General features: G+C 63.6%; 21 protein-coding genes. 2 read left to right on the plus strand and 19 right to left on the minus strand.

Annotated elements, in window-relative coordinates; all coding sequences use genetic code 11:
- Positions 1-278: 278 nt before the first annotated feature.
- Entirely contained in the window at positions 279-1,148 is an 870-nt protein-coding gene (locus tag ACYG97_RS16915) for a hypothetical protein (protein WP_023733414.1), read from the plus strand.
- A gap of 207 nt (positions 1,149-1,355) precedes the next feature.
- Here ACYG97_RS16915 and amaB read toward each other — a convergent pair whose 3' ends face one another.
- The 11 genes from amaB to ACYG97_RS16970 form a co-directional block, all read right to left on the minus strand.
- Complete coding sequence (gene amaB, locus ACYG97_RS16920) at positions 1,356-2,870, minus strand: L-piperidine-6-carboxylate dehydrogenase (RefSeq protein ID WP_023733415.1); 1,515 nt, start codon at positions 2,868-2,870, stop codon at positions 1,356-1,358.
- Positions 2,871-3,045: 175 nt separating this feature from the next.
- On the minus strand, positions 3,046-4,320 hold the full coding sequence (locus ACYG97_RS16925; RefSeq protein WP_023707663.1) for an RNA polymerase sigma factor: 1,275 nt from the start codon (positions 4,318-4,320) through the stop codon (positions 3,046-3,048).
- Positions 4,317-4,691, minus strand: coding sequence for a YciI family protein (locus ACYG97_RS16930; RefSeq protein ID WP_023671781.1), 375 nt, complete (start codon positions 4,689-4,691; stop codon positions 4,317-4,319). The genes ACYG97_RS16925 and ACYG97_RS16930 overlap by 4 nt, the downstream gene beginning before the upstream one ends.
- A gap of 82 nt (positions 4,692-4,773) precedes the next feature.
- The gene (locus ACYG97_RS16935; RefSeq protein WP_023728356.1) at positions 4,774-5,874 is read right to left on the minus strand and encodes a DNA topoisomerase IB; all 1,101 of its coding nucleotides are present in this window, start codon (positions 5,872-5,874) and stop codon (positions 4,774-4,776) included.
- Between the two features lie 63 nt (positions 5,875-5,937).
- Positions 5,938-6,699, minus strand: coding sequence for a hypothetical protein (locus tag ACYG97_RS16940; protein ID WP_023725133.1), 762 nt, complete (start codon positions 6,697-6,699; stop codon positions 5,938-5,940).
- The gene (locus ACYG97_RS16945) at positions 6,696-7,574 is read right to left on the minus strand and encodes a glycosyltransferase family 2 protein (RefSeq protein WP_023725134.1); all 879 of its coding nucleotides are present in this window, start codon (positions 7,572-7,574) and stop codon (positions 6,696-6,698) included. The genes ACYG97_RS16940 and ACYG97_RS16945 overlap by 4 nt, the downstream gene beginning before the upstream one ends.
- Positions 7,567-8,502, minus strand: coding sequence for a glycosyltransferase family 2 protein (locus ACYG97_RS16950; RefSeq protein WP_023686317.1), 936 nt, complete (start codon positions 8,500-8,502; stop codon positions 7,567-7,569). The genes ACYG97_RS16945 and ACYG97_RS16950 overlap by 8 nt, the downstream gene beginning before the upstream one ends.
- Before the next feature lie 101 nt (positions 8,503-8,603).
- Positions 8,604-9,488, minus strand: a complete 885-nt coding sequence (locus ACYG97_RS16955) for a transglutaminase family protein (RefSeq protein WP_023683456.1) — start codon at positions 9,486-9,488, stop codon at positions 8,604-8,606.
- Position 9,489: 1 nt separating this feature from the next.
- Entirely contained in the window at positions 9,490-11,901 is a 2,412-nt protein-coding gene (locus ACYG97_RS16960) for a circularly permuted type 2 ATP-grasp protein (protein ID WP_023733416.1), read from the minus strand.
- Between the two features lie 6 nt (positions 11,902-11,907).
- Entirely contained in the window at positions 11,908-15,267 is a 3,360-nt protein-coding gene (locus ACYG97_RS16965) for a transglutaminase family protein (RefSeq protein ID WP_023733417.1), read from the minus strand.
- Between the two features lie 248 nt (positions 15,268-15,515).
- Positions 15,516-16,712 carry an acyl-CoA dehydrogenase gene (locus tag ACYG97_RS16970; RefSeq protein ID WP_023699743.1) on the minus strand — a complete coding sequence of 399 codons (1,197 nt, stop codon included), beginning with the start codon at positions 16,710-16,712 and terminating at the stop codon, positions 15,516-15,518.
- A gap of 106 nt (positions 16,713-16,818) precedes the next feature.
- Here ACYG97_RS16970 and ACYG97_RS16975 point away from each other — a divergent pair, with 106 nt between their 5' ends.
- The gene (locus ACYG97_RS16975) at positions 16,819-17,730 is read left to right on the plus strand and encodes a LysR family transcriptional regulator (protein ID WP_023733418.1); all 912 of its coding nucleotides are present in this window, start codon (positions 16,819-16,821) and stop codon (positions 17,728-17,730) included.
- An 11-nt stretch (positions 17,731-17,741) separates the two neighbouring features.
- On the opposite strand, the gene ACYG97_RS16980 is transcribed toward ACYG97_RS16975, so the two are convergent.
- The 8 genes from ACYG97_RS16980 to ACYG97_RS17015 all read right to left on the minus strand — a co-directional run bounded on the left by ACYG97_RS16980 (position 17,742) and on the right by ACYG97_RS17015 (position 26,774).
- Positions 17,742-17,924, minus strand: a complete 183-nt coding sequence (locus tag ACYG97_RS16980) for a hypothetical protein (RefSeq protein WP_023671771.1) — start codon at positions 17,922-17,924, stop codon at positions 17,742-17,744.
- A gap of 65 nt (positions 17,925-17,989) precedes the next feature.
- Positions 17,990-20,311 carry a Tex family protein gene (locus ACYG97_RS16985; RefSeq protein WP_023733419.1) on the minus strand — a complete coding sequence of 774 codons (2,322 nt, stop codon included), beginning with the start codon at positions 20,309-20,311 and terminating at the stop codon, positions 17,990-17,992.
- 114 nt (positions 20,312-20,425) lie between these two features.
- Positions 20,426-21,607 carry a serine hydrolase domain-containing protein gene (locus tag ACYG97_RS16990; protein WP_023733420.1) on the minus strand — a complete coding sequence of 394 codons (1,182 nt, stop codon included), beginning with the start codon at positions 21,605-21,607 and terminating at the stop codon, positions 20,426-20,428.
- A 33-nt stretch (positions 21,608-21,640) separates the two neighbouring features.
- Entirely contained in the window at positions 21,641-22,837 is a 1,197-nt protein-coding gene (locus ACYG97_RS16995; protein WP_023733421.1) for a serine hydrolase domain-containing protein, read from the minus strand.
- Between the two features lie 62 nt (positions 22,838-22,899).
- Positions 22,900-23,934 (minus strand): ABC transporter substrate-binding protein, encoded by a 1,035-nt coding sequence (locus tag ACYG97_RS17000; RefSeq protein WP_023733422.1) that lies wholly within the window; start codon positions 23,932-23,934, stop codon positions 22,900-22,902.
- 23 nt (positions 23,935-23,957) lie between these two features.
- Positions 23,958-24,758 (minus strand): ABC transporter permease, encoded by an 801-nt coding sequence (locus tag ACYG97_RS17005; protein ID WP_023733423.1) that lies wholly within the window; start codon positions 24,756-24,758, stop codon positions 23,958-23,960.
- Positions 24,751-25,671 carry an ABC transporter permease gene (locus ACYG97_RS17010; RefSeq protein WP_023733424.1) on the minus strand — a complete coding sequence of 307 codons (921 nt, stop codon included), beginning with the start codon at positions 25,669-25,671 and terminating at the stop codon, positions 24,751-24,753. Before ACYG97_RS17010 ends, ACYG97_RS17005 begins: the two co-directional genes overlap by 8 nt.
- A gap of 2 nt (positions 25,672-25,673) precedes the next feature.
- Positions 25,674-26,774: an ABC transporter ATP-binding protein gene (locus ACYG97_RS17015; RefSeq protein WP_023691713.1), complete on the minus strand. Its 1,101-nt coding sequence runs from the start codon at positions 26,772-26,774 to the stop codon at positions 25,674-25,676.
- Positions 26,775-26,809: the final 35 nt, after the last annotated feature.

Genomic DNA, 26,809 nt, shown 5'->3' on the forward strand with positions numbered 1-26,809 from the left:
GGAACGGAACATAACCTCGATAGTGGCATCTGAGGTTAATCCGATATTTTCACCGAGCATGTGGTTAACAAGAAGTTTGCCACGATGTGGTCTTCGTGGCTAGGACGCGATGGCTCTCCTTCACCTCGCGGTTGCGGCCGTAATAGCCGGAACGATAGCCCAGGCTCGCTCTAGGCCTTTTTTCCGGGTTGGCATGGCTGGACACGGGCAGCTAAGGCTGGACTGGAAATGTGATTGCACGTCTTCGCTGCCGGGGGGCTGGCCGGAGGACGAGGAGGATGGCGCTGAATTTCGAATATATTGCCGGCCATCCGGCGCTGCACCGTCATGTCGAGGCGCAGTCGAAGGCGCTGCTGCATATCTATGAAACGAGCCCACGCCTGGCCGCCGTGTTCGCCACGCAACAGCGCTGGTTGCTGGCTCACACCGGCCTAGCCCTGCATTTCGCCCGCGACCCGCGCGATCCCCGCACGGAACTGACACTGGCCCGCTTCATCGATGCCGTGCTTCACTATTCCGTCGCCAGCCGCAACACGGCCGAAGCCTTCATCAAGGAGATGCTGTACTATCACATCATCGAATACCTGCCGCACACCGGTGATGGACGAGCCCATCCCTTTCAGGTGACGGCAGCGACGCTGAAGGAATTCGATGGCTGGGTGGTTGCGCATCTGCGCACGCTCGACGGTCTCGACGGCGGCGACCGCCTCGCCGCCTTTCTCGAGCAGCACGGCATGATTGCCAGGCTGCAGCCGCTGGTGGCGGAAGGCCTGCTCTCCTCCAACCCTGTGCGTGAGCCCAAGCAGACGTTTTCGCTGTTCATCTGGCTCAACAATGGCGGCATCGTCATGGATTGGCTGATGTCCGGCATCGATCCCGACAATGCCGCCCTCGACCGGATCCCGACCAGCGTGGTTTCGATCGGCGAATTCGCCAGTTGGCTAAAACTCTCGCGCACCCATCTTGCGCGCAAATTGCGCGACGCCGAAAAGCTCGGCAGCGTCGGCTGGATGGGCAAGCGCGGGCATTCGGTGATGTGGGTGTCGAACAGCTTCTACCAGGAATACATGACCGTCCAAGCCGCCAAACTTGCCGTCATCGATGCCGCGTTCGAAGCCTGCCGACCGGCGTCGCCGCACGCTGGCTGAACGTTCGGCGCAGACGCTGTTGCGCAGCCGATCGTGCCGACCGCGAGGACCCGTCCGGGCGCATGGCCGAGGTGGCCTTTCCGCCGTCGGGATACGGACATCTGGACAGCGGGGGCGAAGCCTGAAAGCGGAACGATCCGCGCGAGCGGCAGCGATCCGCCCGACGGGCTCGGGTGGATCAACTGGTCAAAAGCCGGGCGCAGCATCTCAATCGATGTCGAATGACACGCCCTGCGCCAGCGGCAGCGCCTTGGAATAGTTCACCGTGTTGGTGGCGCGGCGCATATAGGCCTTCCAGGCATCGGAGCCGCTCTCGCGCCCGCCGCCGGTTTCCTTCTCGCCGCCGAAGGCGCCGCCGATCTCGGCGCCCGACGTGCCGATGTTGACGTTGGCGATGCCGCAATCCGAACCATCGACGCCGAGGAAGCGCTCGGATTCCTGCAGGTCGCGGGTGAAGATCGACGACGACAGTCCGGCGCCGACCGCATTGTGCTCGTCGAGCACGGCATCGAAATCGGAGTACTTCATCACATAGAGGATCGGCGCGAAGGTTTCTTCGGTGACGGGAGCCACCTGCTTCGGCATTTCGACCAGCGCCGGATGCACGTAATAGGCATCGGGATGGCCATTCTCGACCCGCGAACCGCCGGTCAGCTTGCCGCCGTGAGCGGTGGCTTCCTTGAGCGCCTTCTGCATGGCGTCGAACGCCGCCTTGTCGATCAGCGGCCCGACGAGCGAAGACGTCTCCAGCGGGTTGCCGACCGAGACGCTCTCATAGGCCTTCTTCAGCCGCGGCAGCAGCGTGTCATAGACGCTGTCATGCACGAACAGGCGCCGCAGCGTCGTGCAGCGCTGGCCCGCGGTGCCCATGGCGCCAAAGGCGATGGCGCGCAGCGCCATGTCGAGATCGGCGGTCGGGCAGACGATGCCGGCATTGTTGCCGCCGAGCTCGAGCACGGCGCGGGCAAAGCGCTTGGCCAGCCGCGGGCCGACATCCCGGCCCATGCGGGTCGAGCCGGTGGCAGAAACCAGCGCCACCTTCGGGTGGTCGACCAGGATCTCGCCGACGGAGCGGTCGCCAATCAGCACCGGTGCCAGGCCCTGCGGCGCATCCGCGCCGAAGCGCTTGACCGCGCCGGCAAAAATCGCCTCGCAGGCGAGCGCCGTCAGCGGCGTCTTTTCCGAGGGCTTCCACACCACGGCGTCGCCGCAGACCAGCGCCAGCGCCGCGTTCCACGACCACACCGCGACCGGGAAGTTGAAGGCCGAAATGACGCCGACGACGCCGAGCGGATGCCAGGTCTCCATCATGCGATGTCCCGGACGCTCGGTGGCGATGGTCAGACCGTAGAGCTGGCGGGAAAGGCCGACGGCGAAATCGCAGATGTCGATCATTTCCTGGACTTCGCCGAGGCCTTCCGACGGGATCTTGCCGACCTCGATCGACACCAGCCGGCCAAGCTCGGTTTTGTGCGCGCGCAACTCCTCGCCGAGCAGCCGCACCAGTTCGCCGCGCCGGGGACCCGGCACCATCCGCCAAACCTGGAACGCCGTGTGCGCGGCATCGATGGTCTTGGCCGCATCGGCCGGCGAAATCGTCTTCAGCGCCGCGATCTGTACACCCGTCACCGGACTGCGCACGACGAGGTCGCCGCCGGTCAGCGCGTCCTTGGCCACACCCAGTTTCGCCAGAAGTTCTGCCGTTTCCTTCACTATCGTCATTTTTGTCCCTTTCAGATCCGCTCGCCATCATAGGGCGGCGGTCGAGCCTTGGCGCCATTGTCGCCCGCATACCGCGGGCGCTGTCATGGCGTGCCATTACTCGTTTCAGGGGAAAATCGCCACCCCGGCATGGTCCAAGCCGGGATTGCACGATTGAGCCACAGGAGGAACAGGCTTAGTGCGCTGTCTTCGCCGGCGCCTTCACGGCTCCGTCTCGCATCAGCCGGTCGATATGCATGCGGATATGGGCGGCTTCCGCTGCCGTGTTGGCCAACGCAATGGCGCGATCGAAGGCGACACGCGCCTCTTCGCCACGGCCGAGCTGCATCAACAGACCGCCCTTGAGGCCGAAGAAGTGGAAATAGCCGGACAGCCTCTCGCCAAGCGGCTCGATCATGGCAAGGGCAGCTTCCGGCCCGCGCACCTTGGCGACCGCAACGGCACGGTTCAGCGTCACCACCGGCGAAGGTTGCATCGCCTCCAGCAGGCTGTAGAGCAGGTCGATCTCTGTCCAGTCGGTCTCCTCGGGGGTTGCCGCCCGCGCATGAAGGGCGGCGATCGCCGCCTGCACCTGGTAGGGTCCGGGCTTCTGGTGGCGCAGGGCCTTGTCGACCAGCGCCAGGCCTTCGTCGATCATCTTGCGGCTCCACAGCGAGCGGTCCTGGTCGTCGAGCAGCACGATCTCGCCATTCTCGTCGAAGCGGGCCGGCGCGCGCGCATGCTGCAGCAAAAGCAATGCCGTCAGGCCCATGATCTCCGGCTCGGTCTGGAACAGCCGCAGCAACAGGCGCGCCAGCCGGATCGCCTCCTCGCAAAGCGGCGCACGCGCCGGCGCCTCGCCGCTGTTGGTGGAATAACCTTCGTTGAAGATCAGATAGACCATGGCGGCAACGGCGGCGAGCCGCTCCGAGCGCTCGACCGCGCCGGGCGTCTCGAACGGCACGCCGGCATCGGCAATGCGCGCCTTGGCGCGCGTGATGCGCTGTTCCATGGCGCTTTCGCCGACCAGGAACGCACGCGCGATCTGCTTGACGGTGAGACCGGAGACGATGCGCAGCGCCACCGCGATCTGCTGCGTAGGCGGCAGATCCGGATGGCAGCAGATGAACAAGAGCCGCAATATGTCATCGCGGTAGTGCGCGCCGTCCAGCCGTTCGGCGATATCGCTCTCGGCATCTTCCAGGTCCGAGATCTGGTCCTCTTCCGGCATCGGCGCCTGCTTGGCGCGCTTGCGCACCGCGTCGATGCCGGTGTTGCGGCCGACAAAGATCAGCCAGGCCGCAGGATCGCGCGGCGGCCCGTTCTGCGGCCAGTTCTTGAGTGCCCTCAGGCACGCGTCCTGGAAAGCTTCCTCCGCCGTATCGAGATTGCGGAAATAGCGCAGCAGCGCACCCATAGCCTGCGGGCGGGCAGCGCTGATCGCCGAGCTTATCCAGGCGAGGTCTGTCATGTGGCTACTCTGGTTGGGTTGAAGACGGAAACCGGTCGGATCTCATAGGATCCGCCGCTGGGATTGACCTCGGAAAGCTCGCGCGCGAAGTCGACGGCCTCGTCGAGATCGGCGCATTCCAGCGTGTAGAAGCCGAGGAACTGTTCCTTGGTCTCGGCAAACGGGCCGTCGATGACGACCGATTCGCCCTTGACCTTGCGCAGCGTCGTCGCGGCGGTGGTGGGCAAAAGCCGCGCCACCGGCCCAAGCCGGCCGGCTTGAGCGTATTTTTCCTGCACATGCATGAGCTTTGCCATGACCTCGTCATCCTGTGCCTTGCTCCAGGAGGAGACGACATCTTCGGAGGCATAGCAGAGGATAGCGTAGAGCATGGGACGTCCTTTTCTGTCTCAAAGGACGAAACAGTAGGGCCTGTGCCGACATGGCGTCGACAAAAAAGTTACGCCATTTTTGTCAGCCTTCGCTTGCCTTCAACCATCTCAGCACAAGAGCCTCTTCATCATCGAGACCGTCGATCGCTCGCTTGCGCTTGTTGGCCTCGGTCATTTCGCTAAGCAGCCGCCCTTCCACCCAGGCTTCGAAAACCTGTGGATGGATGTAGCATTTGCGGCAGACGGCGCGTGTGTTGCCGAGCCGCTCGGCCACCTTGTCGATGACCGCGTTCATCACACGCTTGGTCTGCGCCTGGCTTTCGGGAAGCTCCGTCCGCGCAAACAGCGACGCGGCATGGATGGTGCCGCCCCAGGTGCGGAAATGCTTGGAGCTGAAATTGGCGCCGATCGCGTCGCGGATATAGCGGTTGACATCGTCGGAGCGCACTCCATGCCGCTCGCCGTCCTCGTCGAGATATTGGAACAGTTGCTGCCCCGGAATATCCTGCGCGCCGCGCACGACCCGGGCGATGCGGCGGTCGACCAGCTTCAACTTCCATTCCTTGCCGGACTTGCCCTTGAAGGCAAAGCGCAGGCTGGATCCCTTGATGTCGACGTGGCGGTCGCGTAGCGTCGTCAGCCCAAAGCTCTTGTTGTCGCGGGCATAGGCGGCATTGCCGACCCGGATCATCGTGTTGTCGAGCAGCCAGACAATTGCCGCCACGACGCGCTCGGCCGGCAGGCCACGGCGGCGCAGATCGGCATCGATCCGGCGGCGCAGCTCCGGCAGGCTTTCGGCAAAGGCGACAAGGCTGGAGTATTTGGCGCCGTCGCGCTCGGCGGCCCACAGCGGATGGTAGCGGTACTGTTTGCGCCCGCGCTGGTCGCGGCCGGTCGCCTGGATGTGGCCGGCGGGATCGGGCGAGATCCACACATCCGTCCATGCCGGCGGAATGGCCAGCGCCTTGATGCGGGCAATGGCTGCCGCGCCGAGGGCCTGTCCTTTCGCGCCCTTGTAGGAAAAGCCTTCGCCCGCCTTCAGGCGCCGGATCCCCGGCTCGCTGTCGCTGATATAGGTGAGCGAGGCCTGTTCGGCAGCGGTCTGCGCGCCGTTCTTCGGCGCTCCATCGTCCCCCCGTCCGGCAGCCGACCGGCCGGATGGCGTCCCAGATTTGTCAAGCATGCCCGCTCCACGAAATTTTTCTCGTAGATAAGCGCCAAGCCGACTGCTGGTTCCACCCCGTTGCTATGGAATGTGGTCGGGTCCACCAATGGTGGCACCAGCCGGCACGGCCATCCAGAGGCCGCCATCGTCGACGTGAGGCGGATGGTAGTCGCGCCCGGGCGGAATCTGTTCGAACACGGCCCCTGCCTCATCGGCAAGGTAGTCATAGCCCACATCCTGCAGGAGCCCCTTTGGATCAAGGTGGTGGTAGAGATTGCGGCGGGCGATCCGCCGCTTCGGCTCCATCATCTTTAAATGATAGAGGTTGAGCCCGCTGTTGCGGGCCTTGAAACCAAGATCGGGAGGATACCAGAGCCCGTGCAGGTCCTCTGGTCGGTACTTCGCCGGATCGTAGGCTCTGAACAGACGATACTGGAACTTTTCGGCCCACAGCCCGTCGACCCGGTACTCGGTCGGCGAATACAATTCGCGGAGCCGGAACCCCCAGGCCATGCGCCTGTAATCCCCCGTCAGCTGTCCGATCAGCTCCGCGGTACCGCGTTCCAGCCGCTCATCGGGATCAATAGCCAGGATCCAGTCGGCGGCAGCTTCATGCGCTGCGTCGAGTAAGATCCGCCGCCGCTGCGGCTCGCTGCTGAACACGCCGGTCGCCCCGCGATCGTCATAGGCAATCCAGCCGTCAACGACCGGATCGATATTGGTGATCAGATCGGCAACCAGATGCGCGTCATAACGATAGCTGAAAACTGCGACCGTTCTCTGGCGCGTCCAGAACAGTCGGCTCCGCCGCCAGCGTCGAGGCTTGATTTGGCTCGTTATCATTTTCTTGTTGCCGCTTTCACGCGATTTCGCACGCCAATATAGACACCCACGGATTTGACCAGCAGGGCAAGCCAGACAATTGGCATCGACATCATCGCGAAAGTTCGATCCCGATCGGAAAGCCCGATCTTCGCCAGCTTGCGGGCATTCCGCCGATCGCGAAACGTGTCGCGAAAACACCGAAACGGAGTGTTCAGGGCAGACGCTGCGAGGTAATCGCCGCGGCGACAGCCGCGCCTGTACTGATCGGCAAGCAATCTGGACAGCCGGGTTTCGTTGCGATGAACGGTTTGCACCTTAGGCTCCCACACCGGCTGCAGTTCCTGCGGCAGCCGCCCCAGGAATTCGGTGTCTTCGGCAGCAGGCATGGTTTCATCGAACAAGCCAAATTCATCGAACAGCCGCCGATCGAACGACACGCCGTAACGCAGCGCACGATCCGACGGCAGACCGGGAAGCCGTCGCATGAACATGATCAGATGAGCCGCACAGGCGATCAGATTGCGCGGATGGCTATTCACCATCGCGCTCGCCACGGCGCGGTCGCCAGCCAGATGCCGCTGCATCCGTGCCTCGGCCCAGCCCGAACAGGCGAGGCAATCATCGGCAAGAAAGGCAACGAAAGGCGCTTTGGTGGCCGCAATGCCGAGATTGCGGGCTGCGCCTACAAACAGCCTTCGACCGACCTCGATCACTGGCACCTTGACCCCGGCGCCGGTCAGCAGCGCCATGACCTCGCCTCCGCCCGAGTTGACCACCATGATCTCGAGCGGCTCATCCTGATCCAGCAGGGATGTCACCGCCTCGACGATTTGAGCCGGCGCGCGATAGCCGATGACAATGACGGCAAGCTGCGGCGGGGCTGATTCAGGCACGTTGCAACTGGACGCGCGGAGAGGAAAACCAGCGCCGCAGCGCCAGCTTCAGCTGGTAGCGCCTGCAGCGCCAGGTGTTCGACCGCACCTTCGGCGCCGCCGCCGCGATCCTCAGGAACCGCGCCGCCGTCTCCAGATCACCGCGCGCATAGTGAACCCGGGCGATCTTGAGGGCGACCAGCCCCTCCCTGGTCTTTAGCGACGACAGTGGGATGCCACAGTCAGTCAGCTCGCGCAGCGCCAGCCGCCAGTCGAGAAAGCGGCGCACCGGCCTGGTGATGAAGCGATCATCAGAACGCACTGCCGAAACGTGGTAGATCATGACGGGATGCACGATCAGGGCAAGCGACGCCCTGCCCATCAGCCTGGACCAGAACAGCGTGTCCTCGTCATAGGCAAGCCCGGTCGGGAAGCGCGTGTCGCCGACGACCCGCCGGGAAACCAGCGCACTGCCCACGGCGATCGAGCGAATGTGACCTTCCAGATAGGCCGAGGCATTGGCTATACCGTCTTCTATGTAGCCGGCTGGAAGCTTGAGGTTCCGGTTCTCGCCATCGGTGCGCCGACGGTAGGCGCCGATCACCATGTCGGCGGCCGGTTGCTCCCCCGCCCGGACCAGCATCGACCGCAGCCCGCCCTCCAGATGCAAGTCGTCGGCGTCGATCAGGTAGATCCAGGAGCATTGCGCCTGCGCCAGCGCCACATTGCGGGAGCCGCCCGCGTCCCGGCAGCTGCTCTTGAGCACGCGCAACGGCAACGAGAATTGCGTGGCGGCATTCAGCGCGGCTTCTGCCGTCCCGTCCGAGGAGGAATCGTCGACCAGCAGCACCTCGCCGATAACCTCGGCTTCGGAACGAAGCGAGGCCAGCGTGGCCGCAATGGTTGCCGCCGCATTGTGCGCCGGGATGATGACACTGATTGCCGTCAATACCGAACTCCGCATCAGCATGCCTGCCGACCGATCCTCCCCGAAGTTTCGACCGAGCATAACGGGCATGGCCGTTGTTGAGAAGCTGTGCTTCGAGGCTGTCAGGCCTTCTCGAGCGCGACCGGGATGACGTCGACGGCCTGGTCGCCGACCTGGCCGCCGGTGGTTTTCAGCACGCCGACGATCGGAGCCACGTCGGAATAGTCGCGGCCATAGCCAACGGTGATGTGGTCGTTGCTGGCCCGCATGCCATTGGTCGGGTCGAATTCCTGCCAGCCGGCATCGCGCCCACACCACACCTTGACCCAGGCATGCATGGCATCGGCGCCTTCGAGCCGCGGCTTCCCTTTCGGTGGAATGGTGCGCAGGAAGCCGCTGACATAACCCGCAGGAATACCTAGACCGCGCAGGCCGGCGATCATGATGTGGGAGAAGTCCTGGCACACGCCCCGCTTCAAACGGAAGGCATCGCTGGCCCCGGTACGCACCGTGGTCGCTTCCCCGTCATAGGTGAAGTCGCGGTGGATGCGGTTGCACAGATCGATGGCCATGCCGACCGTCGAGCCGCCGGCGCTGTCGCGGGCATAGGCGGTGATCGCCGCATCGATGCCGGCATGATCGCTGGCGGCGAGAAAGTGATGCGGTGCATCCGGCGCCAGTGACCGTACGGCGCCGAGTTCTTCCCGCAGGCGCTGCAGATCGGGCGACACGTCGAGCCCAGGCTCCGGCCGTGACACCGACACGCGCGCGCTCATTCTGATGTCGAGCCCGTCATGGACGTCGCGAAAGGCGATCGCGGTGACATTGTTGCCGAAGAAATCGGCAAAATCCGTGCGCTCCGATGGGGTCGGCACAAACGAAAGCGAGGCCGCGATCACGCGCTGCACGCCGGCAATGGTCGGCGGCAATACACGCACCTGATGCCGGCTGCCGCCGGCCGCGGCGTCATAATCGTAGCTGAGATGAAGCCTGATATCGTACAGCATGTTAACCGAAATACGCTTTAGCCAGGCTGCTATAGAGGTTGCCGATCTCAGTTGCGAGATCGTCCAGCACCTCCGCCGACATCTCCGATGGCTCCATGACGGCAATTGCCGTGTTGAGCTGCAGGATTTCCTTGGCCGCGACCGACATATGCCCCTCCGGCCCAACCGATGGCAACAGGCCGATCTCCGCCTTCAGCCGTTCGAGCTGGAACAGGATCGAGCGCGGGTTGAGTGGGTCGAGCGCCAAGAGGTCGATCACCGTGCGCCGTCCGGCCCGCACCGGATATTGCCGGCGGTGGGTCATGACGCTGTCGCCGATCTCCAGCATCATGTCGAGCGAGCCGTCCGGCGCACCGGACCTTGTCAGTCGGGCTAGCGTACGGGCGATCTGGATGCCGCGCTCGATCCGCCGACCGATCTCGAGGAAACGCCAGCCGGTGAAACGGTACATATTCTCGTGCAACAGGCCGGAGAAACCGGCGAGCTTGCGCAGCATGACCGTCATGGCCCGTGTCGCGTCGTCACCCGGCGCCACCGTGGTGGCGAACTGATGAATGGTCTTCGACAGGTCCTTCAGCGCAAGCCAGCCATCGGGCGAAAAACGGTCGCGGATCTGTCCGGCGCTGTAGACGGCGCTGTCCAGCGTGCCGATCAATCCGGGCGGAATGGCCGCTTCGAGATCGACGCCGAACGGTTCGAGATAGTCCCTGATATCGGCGAGCAGCAGCATGTCAGGATCGGACGTCTCGGCCAGCCGCACATGATAGGCGCGCAGGATGCGAACCGTATCCTCCGAGCGCTCGATATAGCGGCCGAGCCAGGTCAGGTTTTCCGCCGCGCGGCTGGGCAGGCTCCCCGGCATGGTGCGGACGAAGCTGTCATGCTCCTGCGGCAGCAGCGTCTCGCGCTCGACCGACCGGTCGCTGACCACCCAGACGTCGGCCGCCTGGCCGCCGCGCTGCATGGCGATGGCCGTCGGGTCGAGCGAAAGGCCGACACGGGCGAAACCGCCCGGCATTACCGTCCAGCCATCGGGCGTGCGCGCGAGATAAACGCGCAGGCTTGCCGGCCGTGGCTCCAGCCAGCCTCCGACATAGACCGGCGTCGTCGACAGCGTCACCGCTTCCTGGCCGACGAAACCGCTGCCATCGCTCTCGATGCGCGCAATCAGCGCGATGCGTTCCTCCGGCGTCAGTGCCGAACCGAGCCTGGTCTGGCCGTCATCCTCGAAGGCCAGCCGCGTCGACAGCGCCGGACCGATCACCATGCGATCGATATTGGCAAGCACATGGGCCCGTTCGGTTGCTTGCCCGCACCACCAGGTGGCCACGCTTGGCAACAGAAGTTCTTCGCCGCGCAATGCGCGCGAAATCTTCGGCAGGAAGGCGAGCAGCGCCCGGGTTTCCATCAAGCCCGACCCCAGCGCATTGACCGTAGACACGGTGCCGCGGCGGATCGCCTCGACCAGCCCCGGCGTGCCGATATGCGAGTCCGACCTCAGTTCCAGCGGATCGGCAAAGGCGGCGTCGAGCCGCCGCCACAGCACGCTGATCGGCATCAGCCCGGAAACCGTGCGCACCATCAGCTTGCCGCCGGACACGGTCAGATCCTCGCCCTCGAGCAGCATGATGCCGAGATAGCGGGCGATATAGGCGTGCTCATAATAAGTCTCATTGAGCGGCCCCGGCGTCAGAATGGCGACGCGGCCGTCATTCTCCTTCGCCATGCCGATCAGCGCATCGCGAAAGCGGCGGAAGAAACCGGCCAGGCGATGCACATGCATCTCGCCATAGACGTCGGACAAAGCCCGCGTCGTGGCGACGCGGTTTTCCAGCGCAAAGCCGGCGCCCGACGGCGCCTGCGTGCGGTCGCCCAGCACCCACCAGCTTCCATCCGGCCCACGGCCGAGCTCGAAGGCGCAAAAATGCAGGAAATGACCGCTGGCCGGCATGGTGCCGACGACGGGGCGCAAAAATTCGGGGCTCGCCGCAATCAGGCCTGCCGGCAGGATTCCCTTCTCGATCAGCCGGTTCGGGCCATAGATATCAGCGACTATCTCCTCGAAAAGGTCGGCGCGCTGGACGAGACCGGCGCTGATCCCGGCCCATTCCTTGTCTTCGATCAGCAGCGGGATATGCGCCAGTGGCCATTCGCGCTCGTTGGCGCCGGCCTTGTCGTAGACGCGATAATAAACGCCGGCGTCGCGCAGATACTGGTCGGCGCGGGCAAAGCGCTGGCCCAGCTTTTCGGGACCCAGCTCCTCCAGCGCCTCGATGAAGGGCGCCCAGGCCGGACGCGGATGGCCCGAAGCATCGACCATCTCGTCGACGACGCCGTCAATCGGCTGGTAGTGCTCCAGCAGACTGTGCCTCAGCGGCTTGCCGCGGACCTTTTTCTGATTCCCCTTTGCCATTGCTGATCAGAGTCTTGCTGGCCGCCTGAGGTCAAGGGTCATGGGGAAGTCTTCAGAGGCTTCTTCATTGCGCAGCACATAGGCCGACGGCGTATGGCCGCGCGGCTCGAAGCGGGCGAGACGCCTCGCCTCGGCCTCATTGCCGTTGACCGGGAACGTGTCGTAGCTGCGCCCACCTGGATGCGCGACATGGTAGACGCAGCCGCCCACCGCCCGCCCCGACCAACGGTCGTAAATGTCGAAGACCAAAGGCGTGTTGACCGGCAGCGCCGGATGCAGGCCCGACGAAGGCTGCCAGGCCTTGAAGCGCACACCGGCCACCGAGACCTCGCGATTGTCGGTGACCTTCATCGGCACGATTCGGCCATTGCAGACAATGGCATGACGTTCCGGGTTGAGGCCTTCGGTCCTGACCTGCAGCCGTTCGACCGAGGAATCGACGAAGCGCACGGTGCCGCCGATGGCCCCTTGCTCACCCATCACATGCCACGGCTCCAGCGCCTGCCGCAGTTCCAGCTTGATGCCGGCATGCTGGACTTCGCCGCAGAACGGAAAGCGGAACTCCAGCTGGGCATCGAACCATTCCGGCCGGAATTCGAAACCGTTGAGCTTGAGGTCGTCGAGCACGTCGAGGAAATCCGCCCAGACATAATGCGGCAGCATGAAACGGTCATGGAGCGAGGTGCCCCAGCGCACGAAGCGGCCATCAAGCGGGTTCTTCCACGCACGGGCGATGATGGCGCGCACCAGCAATTGCTGCGCCAGCGACATGCGCGCATTGGGCGGCATCTCGAAACCGCGGAACTCGACAAGCCCAAGCCGGCCGGTCGGGCCATCGGGCGAAAACAGCTTGTCGATGCAGATTTCCGAGCGGTGCGTATTGCCGGTGACGTCAGTCAACAGATTTCGGAACAGTCGGTCCACCAGCCAAGGCAGCGGTGCGTTGCCCTGGTCGGGATGCGGCACCTGCGCCATCGCGATCTCGAGTTCGTAAAGCGAGTCATGCCGCGCCTCGTCGAAGCGCGGCGCCTGGCTGGTCGGGCCGATGAACAGGCCGGAGAATAGATAAGACAGCGACGGGCGCCGCTGCCATTGTAGCACCAGGCTCTTCAACAAATCGGGCCGGCGCAGGAACGGGCTGTCATTGGGCGTTGCGCCGCCGACCACAACATGGTTGCCGCCGCCGGTACCGGTGTGGCGGCCATCGATCATGAACTTGTCGGCGCCAAGCCGTGTCTGCCGTGCTTCCTCGTAAATCGCCGTCGTCGTCGCCACGCAGTCCTGCCAGTTGGCAGCCGGATGGATGTTGACCTCGATGACGCCGGGATCGGGTGCCACCCTGATGACGTTGAGGCGCGGATCGTGCGGCGGTCCATAGCCTTCGATATGCACGGGAAGGCGGATCGCCTTGGCCGCGTTTTCTGCGGCTGCGACCAGTTCGAGATAATCTTCCAGCGCCTCGACCGGCGGCATGAACACGCAAAGCCGCCCGTCGCGCGGCTCGACCGAAAGTGCTGTACGCACCGCGCCGCCGATCTCGGTGATCTCCTGCTCCACCCGGTCTTGCTGGCCGGTCGTCGCAGTGAACGATACCGCCTGCTGGCGCCGCGCCATCTCGTCGGCGCCTTCCAGTTCGGCCGGAGCCGGTTCTGGCAGTATGGCTTCCCGCGCCGGCAGCGGTCCACGCGGCAGCGACGGATCGACCGGCACGACATAGGGGAACTGTGCCGGCGGCACATAGGGCAGCGTGCCCAGCGGCAGGCGGTAGCCGACCGGGGAATCGCCCGGCACCAGGAACAGCCGCCCGCGCCGGGTCTTCCATTTTTCCGAGCGCCAGCGCGGGTCCGAAGCCTGGCTGTTCCAGCGCTGCACCGGCAGCACGTAGCCGGACGGCCTGGTCAGCCCGCGCTCGAACACTTTCGCCATGCGGCTGCGCTCTTCGGGGTCTTCCAGTTTGGAGTTGGACGGATCGACATTGTCGGGCAGCTTACCTTCCTTCAGCAGCCATTCGGCCGGGTCCTCATAGGCCTCGCTGACCATCGCCTTGTCGATGCCGAGTTCGCCGGCGATTGCCGTCAGCAGGCTTTTCGCCTGCTGCGGCCCGACCTTCGCATCGCTCTTTTCGCGTGCGATCAGCGACGGATCGCTCCACACCGGCTGGCCGTCGGTGCGCCAATACAGCGAGAAGGTCCAACGCGGCAGGCTCTCGCCCGGATACCATTTGCCCTGGCCGTAATGGAGGAAACCGCCCGGCGCGAAGCGCTCGCGCAGTTTCCGGATCAACGCATCGGCCTTTTCGCGCTTGGTCGGGCCGACGGCGGCGGTGTTCCACTCGGCGGACTCGAAATCGTCGATCGACACAAAGGTCGGCTCGCCGCCCATTGTCAGCCTGACATCACCCGCTTGAAGTGCGGCGTCGACCTTGTTGCCCAGCGCATCCAGCGCCTGCCAACTCTCATCCGAAAACGGCTTGGTGATGCGCGGATGTTCGGCAATGCGGTCGACACGCATGTCGAAGCCGAACTCGACATTGGCAAAGCTCGCCATGCCGGAAATGGGCGCGGCGTTGCGGAAATGCGGCGTGGCCGCCAGCGGCACATGGCTTTCGCCGGTGAGCAGGCCGGACGTCGGATCGAAGCCGATCCAGCCGGCGCCCGGCAGATAGACCTCGCACCAGGCGTGCAGGTCGGTGAAGTCGACGGCGGTTCCGGCTGGGCCATCGAGCGCGACCAGATCGGGCTTCAGCTGGATCAGATAGCCTGAGACGAAACGCGCGGCGAGGCCGAGATTCCTGAGAATTTGCACCAGCAGCCAGCTCGAATCCCGGCACGATCCCTTTTTCGCGGCCAGCGTTTCCTCCGGCGAGAACACGCCGGTTTCCATCCGCACGATATAGGCGATCTCCCGCTGCAGCCGCGCATTGAGGTCGACGACGAAATTGACGGTGTTGGTGGCGCTACGGTCGATGGTTGCGAGGAAAGCCGACAGCAGCGGCCCCGCCGGCTCCGGCGTGCGGTAGATGGCGAGATCGTCCCTGATGTCTTCGGGGTACTCGAACGGGAAGGTCTCGGCCGATGGCTCGACGAAGAAATCGAACGGATTGTAGACCGTCATGTCGGCGACGAGATCGACCTCGATCTTCAATTCCGTCACTGGTTCCGGGAAGACGAAGCGGGCCAGGAAATTGCCGTAGGGGTCCTGCTGAAGATTGACGAAGTGGTTCGCCGGCCCGACCTTCAGCGAATGGCTGAGCACCTTGGTGCGGGAATGCGGTGCCGGCTGCAGCCTGATGACCTGGGGCCCGAGAACCACCGGCCGGTCATATTTGTAATGGGTCAGGTGGTAGACGGCTGCCAGTATTGCCATGGGGCCCCGGAGATCGGCGTTTCTTCAGCCGAACCCTGACACATCTATTGGCCATTCTCCAAGCAGAGATGTTGCGCTGCACCTAAATTAAGCAGCCGAAGCCGGCTACGCTGTGTCGAGATTCAGGTCAGGCCGAGTCGAAAATGGCTGATACCGAGAACCGGAGCAGAGCGTACTTTTGGCACGCGAGCACCGGAAGCGCAGGTATCGGCCATTTGCAGGCCGGCCTCACTTGAATTCGGCACAGCTTAGAAAAACGCCTGTATCCCCGTCTGCGCCCGTCCCAAAATCAGCGCATGCACGTCATGCGTGCCTTCATAGGTGTTGACCGTCTCCAGGTTCTGCGCGTGGCGCATGACGTGGTAGCCGATCTGGATGCCGTTGCCGCCATGCATGTCGCGGGCCTGGCGGGCGATGTCGAGCGCCTTGCCGCAATTGTTGCGCTTGACGATCGAGATCATCTCCGGTGCCATCTTGCCTTCATCCATCAGCCGCCCGACGCGCAGCGAGCCCTGCAAGCCGAGCGCAATCTCGGTCTGCATGTCGGCGAGCTTTTTCTGGAACAGCTGCGTGCCGGCGAGCGGCTTGCCGAACTGCTTGCGGTCGAGTCCATACTGCCGGGCCCGGTGCCAGCAATCCTCGGCGGCGCCCATCGCGCCCCAGGAAATGCCGTAGCGGGCCCGGTTGAGGCAGCCGAATGGGCCGCCGAGGCCCCTGGCGTTGGGCAGCAGCGCGTCTTCGCCGACTTCGACGCCTTCCATCACCACCTCGCCGGTGATCGAGGCCCTAAGGCTGAGCTTGCCGCCGATCTTCGGCGCCGACAGCCCCTTCATGCCCTTCTCCAGTACGAAACCGCGGATTTCGTCCTTGCCGTTGTCGCCCTTCAGCTTCGCCCAGACCACGAACACGTCGGCGATCGGCGCGTTGGATATCCACATTTTCGAGCCGGAAATCTTGTAGCCGTTCGCCGTCTTCTCGGCCCGCGTCTTCATGCCGCCCGGATCGGAACCGGCATCCGGCTCGGTCAGGCCGAAACAGCCGATCCATTCGCCCGAAGCCAGCTTCGGCAGGTATCTCTTGCGCTGTTCTTCCGAGCCATAGGCATGGATGGGGTACATCACCAGCGACGATTGCACCGACATCATCGAGCGGTAGCCGGAATCGACCCGCTCGACCTCGCGCGCCACCAACCCGTAGGTGACGTAATTGGCGCCGAGACCGCCATATTCCTCAGGGATGGTGATGCCGAGCAGGCCGGCCTCGCCCATCTCACGAAAAATGCCGGCGTCGGTCTTTTCCTCGAGATAGGCCTCCTCGATGCGCGGCGCGAGCTTGTCGGCGGCAAAGGCGGCCGCGCCATCGCGCACCATGCGCTCATCCTCGGAAAGCTGGTTCTCGATCAGGAAGGGGTCTTCCCAGACGAACGCGTTCTTGTCGGCGGCCATGGCTTCGCTCTCTCCCAAAATCTTGAAGTGCTCGGGCTTATCCACCTCCGCTTCGGAAAAATCAAACAAAATTGCATCACAGATCAATGAGGTTTAGTAATGGATCATGAACGTCCAACGCCGGCTTTTACCCAGCACCAGCGCCCTTGCCGCCTTCGAGGCCGTGGCCCGCCTTGGCTCCTTCACCGCTGCCGCCCAGGAACTCGATTTGACCCAAGGGGCCGTCAGCCGCCAGATAGCACTTCTGGAGGAACAGTTCGGCCGCCGGCTGTTCGAGCGCGACAGCCGCAATGTTCGGCTGTCCACGGCGGGCGAAATCTATGCCGAAGCCGTGCGGGCGGCACTCGGGCAATTGCGCGACGCCGCGCTCGGATTGATGAGCAATCGGCATAGCGGCATGCTGAACCTCGCCATACTGCCGACCTTCGGCACGCGCTGGCTGATGCCGCTGATCCCGGATTTCGTCGCAGAAAACCCTGACATCACCATCAACTTCGTCACCCGCATCGGCCGCTTCGACTTCGCCCGCGAACGCCTCGACGCCGCTATCCATCATGGCCAGCCGGACTGGCCGGACGCCGATTCCACATTGTTGATGCGCGAAACCGTGATGCCGGTGGTTTCGCCCGACTTCCTTGCCAGCCGCGATATCACCACGGCGGCCGACATCAGCCGCCTGCCGCTGCTGCACATGGCGACGCGCCCTGGCGCCTGGGGCGAATGGTTCGAGGAACAGGGCTTGAGCGCACCGATCGGACCCGGCATGCAGTTCGAGCAATTCGGCACCGTTGCCCAAGCCTGCATGGCGGGGCTTGGCGTCGCGCTCCTGCCGCAAGTTCTTATCGCCGGCGAATTGCAGCGCGGTCAGCTCGTGCAGGCGCCGGGACAGCCGATGCAAAGCCGCAGCGCCTACTACCTCGTCGTCCCGAACGACAAGCGCGGCCACCCGCCGGTCGCCAGCTTTCGCGACTGGCTGCTGGGCCAGGTTGAGAAGGAACCGGCCGTTCTGGCCTGGTAGCTACTTCCGCTTCATCGGCTCGGTTTCCGGCTGGAAGCGCAGCGTTTTTGCGACTTGCGTTCGGCAACTTTCGCATCGAGCTTGCTTTTGATCCGGGCGAAAGCCTGGTCTCCATCGACCGAACTGCCACTCGCCATGCCCTCGTCCCAAAGACGCCCCAACTCTTGGACACTCACTTTCTCGAAACTTGCCATATCGCGCGTATCTCCACACAAGGATGGTAGATAACGCTCTAGCGATTGCAAGGAACCATTCGAGGCTACTTCCGCTTCAAGGCATCGGCCAGTGCTGCGCCAAACGCGCCTTGCTGTGCCGGTCGTTCCGGCTGACGCTGCGGCATCGGCGAAGGTTGCGCCGGCTTTCCGCCGCCATTGTCGCGCGGCCCCTTCGGCGTCCCGCCCTCGCCGCCGTCCTTGCGCATGGACAGCGCGATGCGCTTGCGCTTGATGTCGACATCGACGACCCGCACCTTCACCACGTCGCCGGCCTTCACCACCTCATGCGCGTCCTTGATGAAACGATCAGCCAGTTGCGAGACATGCACCAGCCCGTCCTGATGCACGCCTATATCGACGAAGGCGCCGAAGGCCGCGACATTGGTGACGGTGCCTTCGAGAAGCATGCCGGGCTTCAGATCCTTGATATCGTCGATGCCATCGGCAAAGGTTGCGGTCTTGAAGCCGGGGCGCGGATCGCGGCCGGGCTTTTCCAGCTCGGCAATGATGTCGCGCACCGTCGGCAGGCCGAACCGTTCGTCAACGAAGACGCGCGGATCGAGCGCCTTGAGCGCGGCACTGTCTCCCATCAGCGAGCGCACATCGCGGCCGCAGGCAGCGACGATCTTCTTGGCCACGCCATAGGCTTCCGGATGGACCGACGAGGCGTCGAGCGGCTCGCTGCCATTGGCAATGCGGAGGAAGCCTGCGGACTGTTCGAACGCGCGCGGTCCAAGCCGCGCCACCTTGAGCAGTTCCTTGCGGCTGGCGAACGGCCCGGTCGCATCGCGATGCGCGACAATGGCATCGGCAAGCGACGCGCCTAGGCCTGACACGCGGGCCAAAAGCGGCGCCGAGGCGGTGTTGAGATCGACGCCGACAGCATTCACCGCGTCCTCCACCACCGCCTCCAGCGAGCGGCCAAGCCGGTACTGGTCGACGTCATGCTGGTACTGGCCGACGCCTATGGATTTCGGCTCGATCTTGACCAGTTCGGCGAGCGGGTCCTGCAGGCGCCTGGCGATCGACACCGCACCGCGCAGCGACACGTCGAGCCCGGGAAACTCAGCCGCCGCTGTCGCCGAGGCCGAATAGACCGAGGCGCCGGCCTCGCTGACGATCACCTTGAGCGGCTTTGGCCTACCATCCGAAGGCATGTCGGACAGCATGTCGGCGACCAGCTTTTCAGTCTCGCGGCTGCCGGTGCCGTTGCCGATCGAGATCAGCTCGACCTTATGCTGGCGGATGAGTGCTGCGAGCTGGGCCTGTGTGCCGCGCACATCGTTCCGCGGCGGAAATGGATAGACGGTCGTCGTCGCCAGCACCTTGCCGGTGCCATCTACCACCGCGACCTTGACGCCGGTGCGGATGCCGGGATCGAGCCCCATGGTCGGCCGCGAGCCGGCGGGTGCCGCCAGAAGCAAATCCTTGAGGTTGCGTGCAAAGACATGGATCGCCTCTTCCTCCGCCCGCTCGCGCAGGTCGCGCATCAAATCGAGCGTCAGGTGCAGCGAAAGCTTGATCCGCCAGGTCCAGCCGGCGACTTCCATCAGCCAGCGGTCGCCCGGCAGGCTGCCGCCGATGGCGTAGGCATTGGCGATCATCCGCTCGACCGGCTTCACCGGCGAGGCATCGTCGGCATCGACCTCGATGTCGAGCGACAACACCTCTTCGTTGCGGCCGCGCAGCATGGCCAGCGCGCGGTGGCTCGGAACATTTGCCCAACGCTCGACATGCTCGAAATAGTCGGAGAATTTCGCCCCGGCCTCCTGCTTACCGTCGACGACACGGGCACGCATGAAAGCGCGCTCCTTCATGTAGGTGCGAAGCTTGCCGACCAGATCGGCTTTTTCCGCGAACTGTTCCGACAGGATGTCGCGTGCGCCTTCCAGTGCGGCCTTGGCGTCGGTCAAATCCTCGGTCACATAAGCCAGCGCCGCCTCGGCGGGCACCAACGACCGGTTGGCCAAAATAGCCTCCGCCAATGGCCCCAGCCCGCGCTCCCGGGCGATCTCGGCCTTGGTGCGGCGCTTGGGCTTGTAGGGCAGGTAGATGTCTTCCAGTTCAGCCTTGGTGGCGGCAGCCACAATTTTGGCCTCAAGTTCCTCGGTCAGCTTGCCCTGCTCGCGGATCGAACCGAGAATGGTATCGCGGCGCGCATCGAGTTCGCGCAGATAGGCCAATCGCTCGGCAAGGTCGCGCAATTGGGTGTCGTCGAGCCCGCCGGTGACCTCCTTGCGGTAGCGCGCCACAAACGGCACCGTCGCGCCCTCATCGAGCAACCCTATAGCTGCTGATGCTTGCTCCGGCCGCGCCCCGATCTCTGCCGCGATGATGGATGCGATGCGTTTGCTGTCTGCTGCCATGCTGGTCCCTGTCGCAAAGAGCGGCGACCATAGGCGCTGATGTCCGTCACGCCAACCGCAGTGTTCTCAAGCGTCAAAGAGGTCCACAGGAAAGCGCCTTGCCTTGGCTCGTCCTCAGACCATCCCGCTCAGCGCCTCGAAAAAGGCAACGATCTCGCGTTCGAGCGGATAATCTTCAGGCACCGGCTGCGACCCCATTTTTGCAATCACCACTTCCGTCTTCGGATCGACGTAGAGCCATTGGCCATGGATGCCGATGCCGCAGAAAGCACCGTTTGCCGCACCCGTTTGGTACCACTTGTTGCGATAGCGGCCCTTCGGGAACAGATGCACCATCGTGCCGCGCTGCCAGGCCTCCGCGCTGCCGCCGGCAACGGTCGTATCGCGCACCCAGCCTTCCGGCACGATGCGCCGGCCATTGGCCGTGCCGCCCTGCCGCATCATCTCGCCGATACGCGCCAGGTCGCGCGGCGTCACCGAAATGCCGCCGGCGGTGCGCGCCGTACCTTCCATGTCGACGCCGATCGAAGCCTCGCTGACAGCACCCAGCGGCAGCCACAGTTTCTCGCGCATCAGGTCGGGGAAGCGCTGGCCGGAAGCTCGTTCGAGCAGCAGGCCGAGCAGATCGGAATTGGGCGAACGGTAGCGGAAGGTTTTGCCATGCGGTTCTTCGAGCCGCTGCAAGGTCAGAATGAATTCGCGCAAGCTTTCAGTGCCGCCGCCCGGATTCCACAGCGTCGCGCGGCGGTAACGGGCAAAGGCGCTTTCGGGATCGAGATAGGCCTCCTCGAAATCGAGGCTGACGCTCATGTCGAGCACATGCCGGCAGCTTGCATCGGCATAGGCCGAGCCGGCGGCTTCCGGAATGTAGGCCGTCACTGGCGCTTCCGGGTCGAACACGCCCTCGCCTTCCAATATGCCGGCGATGATGGCGGTGACCGATTTGCTGATCGAAAAGACGATGTGACGGGCGCCGAAATCCATAATGGGCGCAAACCAGTCGCCGATGACCTTGCCAGCCTTCAGCACCGTCAGCGCGTCGCTGCTCGAACGTGTGAGGAATTCGGCCACCGTTTCCGGGGCGCTGGCGATCGAAACCTTTTCGCCGAGCAGGCCGCTCAGGTCCCGCACCGGCGCTTCGACGCTTCCCGGCGTCGCCGCCACGGGAGCGGTCGGCACCAGTTCGCCAAGGTTCTGGAATGACCAGCGGTTGAAGGGGTTTTCGCGCCAGTTGGAGAGCAGCACCTCATTACGGGCAAAGCCGTAGCGGATCTCGAACGCAGTCTTGCCAGTCATGAACGTTTCCTCGGAGGGATGATTTGTTGTGGGTCAACCAAGCTTCTTGGCGATGGCGTGCACCGCCTTCAGCGTTGCCACCGAATAGGCGACATTGCTGAAATCCGGATAGCTTGAAAGCTTGACCACGACCATGCCGGTGTCCCAGTCGATATGGATCATCTGCCCGAACACGCCCCGGCACATCAGTGCGCGTGAGCGCGGGTTTTCGATCCAGAACTGGTTGCGGTAGCTGCCCTCCGGCAGGCTCGGATTGAAATCCGGCGCATGCCTGCCGTTGCGCGTCGCCTCGATCCAGTCGGCCGGCACGATGCCGCGGCCATTGTCGAGGATCAACTGGCCGAAGCGGGCGTAGTCTCGCAGCGTCGCGTTGAAGCCGCCATCGGCCAGCGCATAGCCGGCGCTGTCAACCGTGAAGCAGGCGCTCTCGTCGGCGCCGAGCTTTTGCCACAGCTCCTCGGACACCAACTGCGCCAGCCGTTTACCGGTGACCCGCTCCATGATGAAGGCAAGCACGTCGGTCTCGATCGAGCGGTACTCGAACGCGGCGCCATGCGGCCGCACCTTGTCCTTCAGCTGCAGGATCAACTCGAACAGATGCGGCGGCCATTGGAAATCCGGATCGCTGTCCGGCGGCACCGGCTTCCAGCCGGTGGCGACATCGACCTGGCCGATATCGGAATAGCGATCGGTGTATTCCTCGGAAAAGCGAACACCCGTCGTCATGTCAAGCACATGCTGCACGCTGGCGCCGTCCCAGCCGGTCGCGCCGAGCTCCTGCAGATAGGCGGTCACCGGTTTGGCCGGGTCGATCAAGCCGCGCCCAACCAGAATACCGAACACGGTGCCTGTTACCGACTTCGCCATCGACTGCGACAGATGCAGCGTGCGCTCGGCCATGCCGTTGAAATAGCGCTCATAGGCGACCTTGCCGTCTTTGAGCACCAGGAAGCCGTCCGTGTAGGTCTCGTCGAGCAGGCCAACGAGCGTCGTCGGACGGCCCTTGCTGTCTTCCACCGGCAGCGCGTCGAGATCGGTCTCTGCGCGCTCAAGACGATGGCGATGGCCATTACCGCGCCAGACCTCGATGGTCGGCAGGAATTCGCGGATGTGTTGGAAGGCCCAGCGATTCCATGGCGGCCGATCCCAGTCGAGCTTCGGCAGCACCATTTGAGGCGGCGAGCCCTGCATGATCGACGGCCGCGGATCGCTGTTGCGATAGGAGTCCATGAAAGCCATTCCGGAAAAGAAAAGACCCGGCGGCGCATGCCGCCGGGTCTGTCAGACTGCGGTTATTTCTGCAGTTCGGTCCAGATCTTGGTGTAGATGTCCTGGATCTCAGGCGCGCACATCTTCTGGAATTCGCCTTGTGCCTTCGCAGCCTCCGGAATGACGACTTCCGGGGCATCCTTCATATCGGCCGGCATGTACTTGTCCGAGCCGGTAATGGCGTTTGCGTAGCGATGGAAGGCCGAGAGGCCGGCCGCGTTTTCCGGATCCATGATGAAGTTCTGGAACAGCTTGGCGTTCTCGACATTTTTGGCTTCCTTGAGAACGACGACGTTATCGCTCCACAGGCCGTAGCCTTCCTTCGGATAATTGTAGTGGATGGCCGGATTGGCCAACCGCTGGCGCAGCGCCGAGCCGTTCCAGTCGCTGGTCGCCTTGAAGTCGCCGGCGCCCATCTTTTCGATGGTGTTGTATTCCATGGCGATCCAGTTTGGCTTGGCCGCGACAAGCGTGTCGCGCACCTTCTTCAGCACCGTCTTGTCGTCGGTGCACTGCTGCCCGCCGACATATTTGATCGCCGCGAAGATAACGTCGCCCATCTCCGGGACGACGTTGACCTTCCCCTTCAACTCGTCGGGCGTGTTGAAGATGATGCCCCAACTGTCGGCTGGTCCCTTGTAGGCATCGGTGTTGACGACGACGCCGACGGTGCCCAGCGCCCACGGCACGGAATATTTGCGGCCGGGGTCGAAGTCTGGGTTGGCCCATTCCGGCGCCACGTTCTTGAAGTTCTCCATCTTGCCCGGATCGGTCTCCTGGACGAGACCCTCCTTGATCCAGATCGGCACGTAAGTTTGCGACGGAACGGCAATGTCGAAGCCGGTGCCGCCCTGGCGTACCTTGGCGAGCGCCGTATCGTTGGAATCGTAATCGGTGATGGTCACCTTGACGTTGTATTTGGCTTCGAATTTCTTGATCACGTCGGGGCTGGTATAGTTGCCCCAATTGTAGATGTTCAGCTCGCCATCGGCGCTGGCCAGGCTCGTCGTTGCGAGCAGCGCCAACCCGATGGCGGCTGTCGTTGTTTTCCAGTTCATGGTTTTAGCTCCCATTTGTCGGTTCAGTCTCTTTTCCTGCTGACGAAGAAAAACAACGTGACGATCGCGACCGAAAGCAGCAGGAAGGCGGTCGATATCGCGTTGATCTCAGGCGTGATGCCGCGGCGGATCTGGCCGAGCATGTAGGTGGGCAGCGTATCCTGGCCGCCCGATTTGACAAACTCGGTGATGACGACGTCATCGAGCGAGATGACGAAGGCCAGCATCAGTCCGGCCAGTATGCCGGGCCACAAAAGCGGCAGCGTGATGCGGCGGAAGGTCTTCCACGGCGTCGCATACAGATCGGCGGCCGCGCGCTCCAGCGTCAGGTCCATGTTTTCCAGCCGCGCCCGGATCGGCAGATAGGCGAACGGGATGCAGAACGCCGTGTGCGCGGCGATCAGATAGCCGATGCCGGAATAGCCGGTGAAGATCTTGATGCGCGAGAAGAAGATCAGCAGCGCCACGCCGGTGACGATCTCGGGCACCATCAGCGGCTGGTTGATCGCCGCATATTTGAAGGTGAGGCCCGGATAGGACGCGGTGCGCGTGGTGGCGAGCGCGGCCATGGTGGCAAAGATTGTCGACAGCACCGCAGCGACGGCGCCGATCTGGAACGAGCGTAGCGTCGCGTCGATAACTTGCACGTTCTGCCAAGCCGACTGGAACCAGCGCATCGAAAAGCCGCCCCATTCGGAGGTCGAGTTCGCCGCGTTGAAGGCATAGGCGACCAGCACGATGATCGGCAGATAGAGCACGATAAAACAGGTCGCAGCGACCACCGTGAAGCCGGTCTGGTGCTTGATGGAAAAGTTCTTAGCCATGCCGCACCCCCGACTTGCCGGCATTGCGCACATAGGCAAGCAGCGCCACCATGACGATGATCATCACCGTGATCGACAGCGCCGAGCCGAGCGGCCAGTTGCGGCCTTGGCCGAACTGCAATTCGATCAGGTTGGACAGCATCATATTCTTGCCGCCGCCAAGCACGCTCGGCGTCACATAGGCGCCAAGGGCTGGAATGAAGACCAGGATGGAGCCGGCAATGACGCCGGGTTTGACCAGCGGGAAAATGATCTTCCGCAATACCTTGAATCGGGTCGCGTAGAGGTCGTAGCCCGCCTCGACGAGGCGAAAATCAAGCTTCTCCATGCTGGCATAGATCGGCAGCACCATCAGCGGCAGATAGACATAGGCCATGCCGATCAGAATCGCCGTGTCGGTGAAGAGGATCTGCACCGGCGCTGAAACGATACCAAGCTTGATAAGGATGGTGTTGATGATGCCTTCGTTGCGGATGATCTGCAGCACGGCGAAGGTGCGGATCAGAAGGTTGGTCCAGAACGGAATGGTGATCAGGAACAGCCAGAGATCCCTGGTTTTCTCGCTGCGCGTCGCCATGAAATAGGCGGTTGGAAACCCCAATGCCAAAGTGGCGATCGTCGTTATCACCGCCAGCTTGATCGAGCGCCAGAAGATGGTGACATGCGCTGCCGCAAGCGAAAGCGTATCGTCGAAAATGTCGCGTTCCATGAACACCGACAGCCAGGCATCGGGCGAAAACTGCCACTTCACATCGCCATAGGGGCCAGGCGTCAGGAACGAGTAGATCAGCACGATCAGCAAGGGGCCGGTCGCGGCGAGGAAGATCACCAGCAAGGCTGGCGCTGACAGCAGCCACCGGTCGCGCACATCGCGTCGCTCCGCTGCCTTGGCGACTTGTTCCGCGGTCGCCATCATCAGTCCTTCAGCACTTGCGCGGCGTCGTTGCCGATCATGATGCCGATCTGGCCGCCCTGCACGAAGCCGTCACCGGCGCCGCGGCTGTTCTGACGCCGCACGATGAACGGCTCGCCACCGGCAAGGCGCAGATGGAAGTGCGTGTCGGTGCCGAGATAGACGATGTTTTCGACGGTACCGGACAGCGAAGCGCTCGGGCTGGCCGTGCCCAACTGCGCATGCTCTGGACGCACGACGATGGTGACCTTGCCGCTGGGGCTGAAGCCTTCCGGCAGCGAGGCTGGGATTTCCACACCAGACGGCAGCTTCACCGTCGCCCGGCCACCAGTCGCGCTAACCACATCCGCCTTGAGGAAGTTCGACTCGCCGATGAAGTCGGCGACGAAACGCTCGGCCGGCCGGTCGTAGATGTCGCGCGGCGAGCCGACCTGCAGGATCTTGCCCGACGACATCACCGCGATGCGGTCCGACATGGTCAGCGCTTCCTCCTGGTCGTGGGTGACGAAGATGAAGGTAATGCCGGTCTCGTGCTGCAGCCGCTTCAATTCGATCTGCATTTCCTTGCGCAGCTTGTAGTCGAGCGCCGAGAGCGGTTCGTCGAGCAGGAGCACCTTGGGCTGCGGCGCCAGCGCCCGGGCGAGCGCCACGCGCTGCTGCTGGCCGCCGGAGATCTGGCTGGTTCGGCGACCCGCCAGCGCCTCCATCTTCACCAGTTTCAGCATCTCGGCGACGCGCGCCTTGATCTCGGCCTTCGGCTTGCCCAGCATTTCCAGGCCAAAGCCGATATTGTCGGCGACCGTCATATGCGGGAACAGCGCGTAGGATTGGAAGACGGTGTTGACCGGCCGCTTGAAGGGCGGCAACGGCGCGATGTCCTGGCCGTAGAGGAGGATTTCGCCGGCGGTTGGAAAGTCGAAGCCGGCAATCAGCCGCAGCAACGTGGTCTTGCCGCAGCCGGATGGTCCCAGCAGGGTGAAGAACTCATTCTCGCGGATGGATACCGAGACCGTATCGAGGGCAGCAACCTGCCCCTCACCCGATCCGAAAATTTTACTGACGTTTACGACTTCAATTGCATTCCGATCCGGTTTTTCCGGCACGATACGCCTCACTGTTGACCCCGCTCTTGCTGGCG

It is taken from the genome of Mesorhizobium sp. W067, from assembly GCF_054719525.1.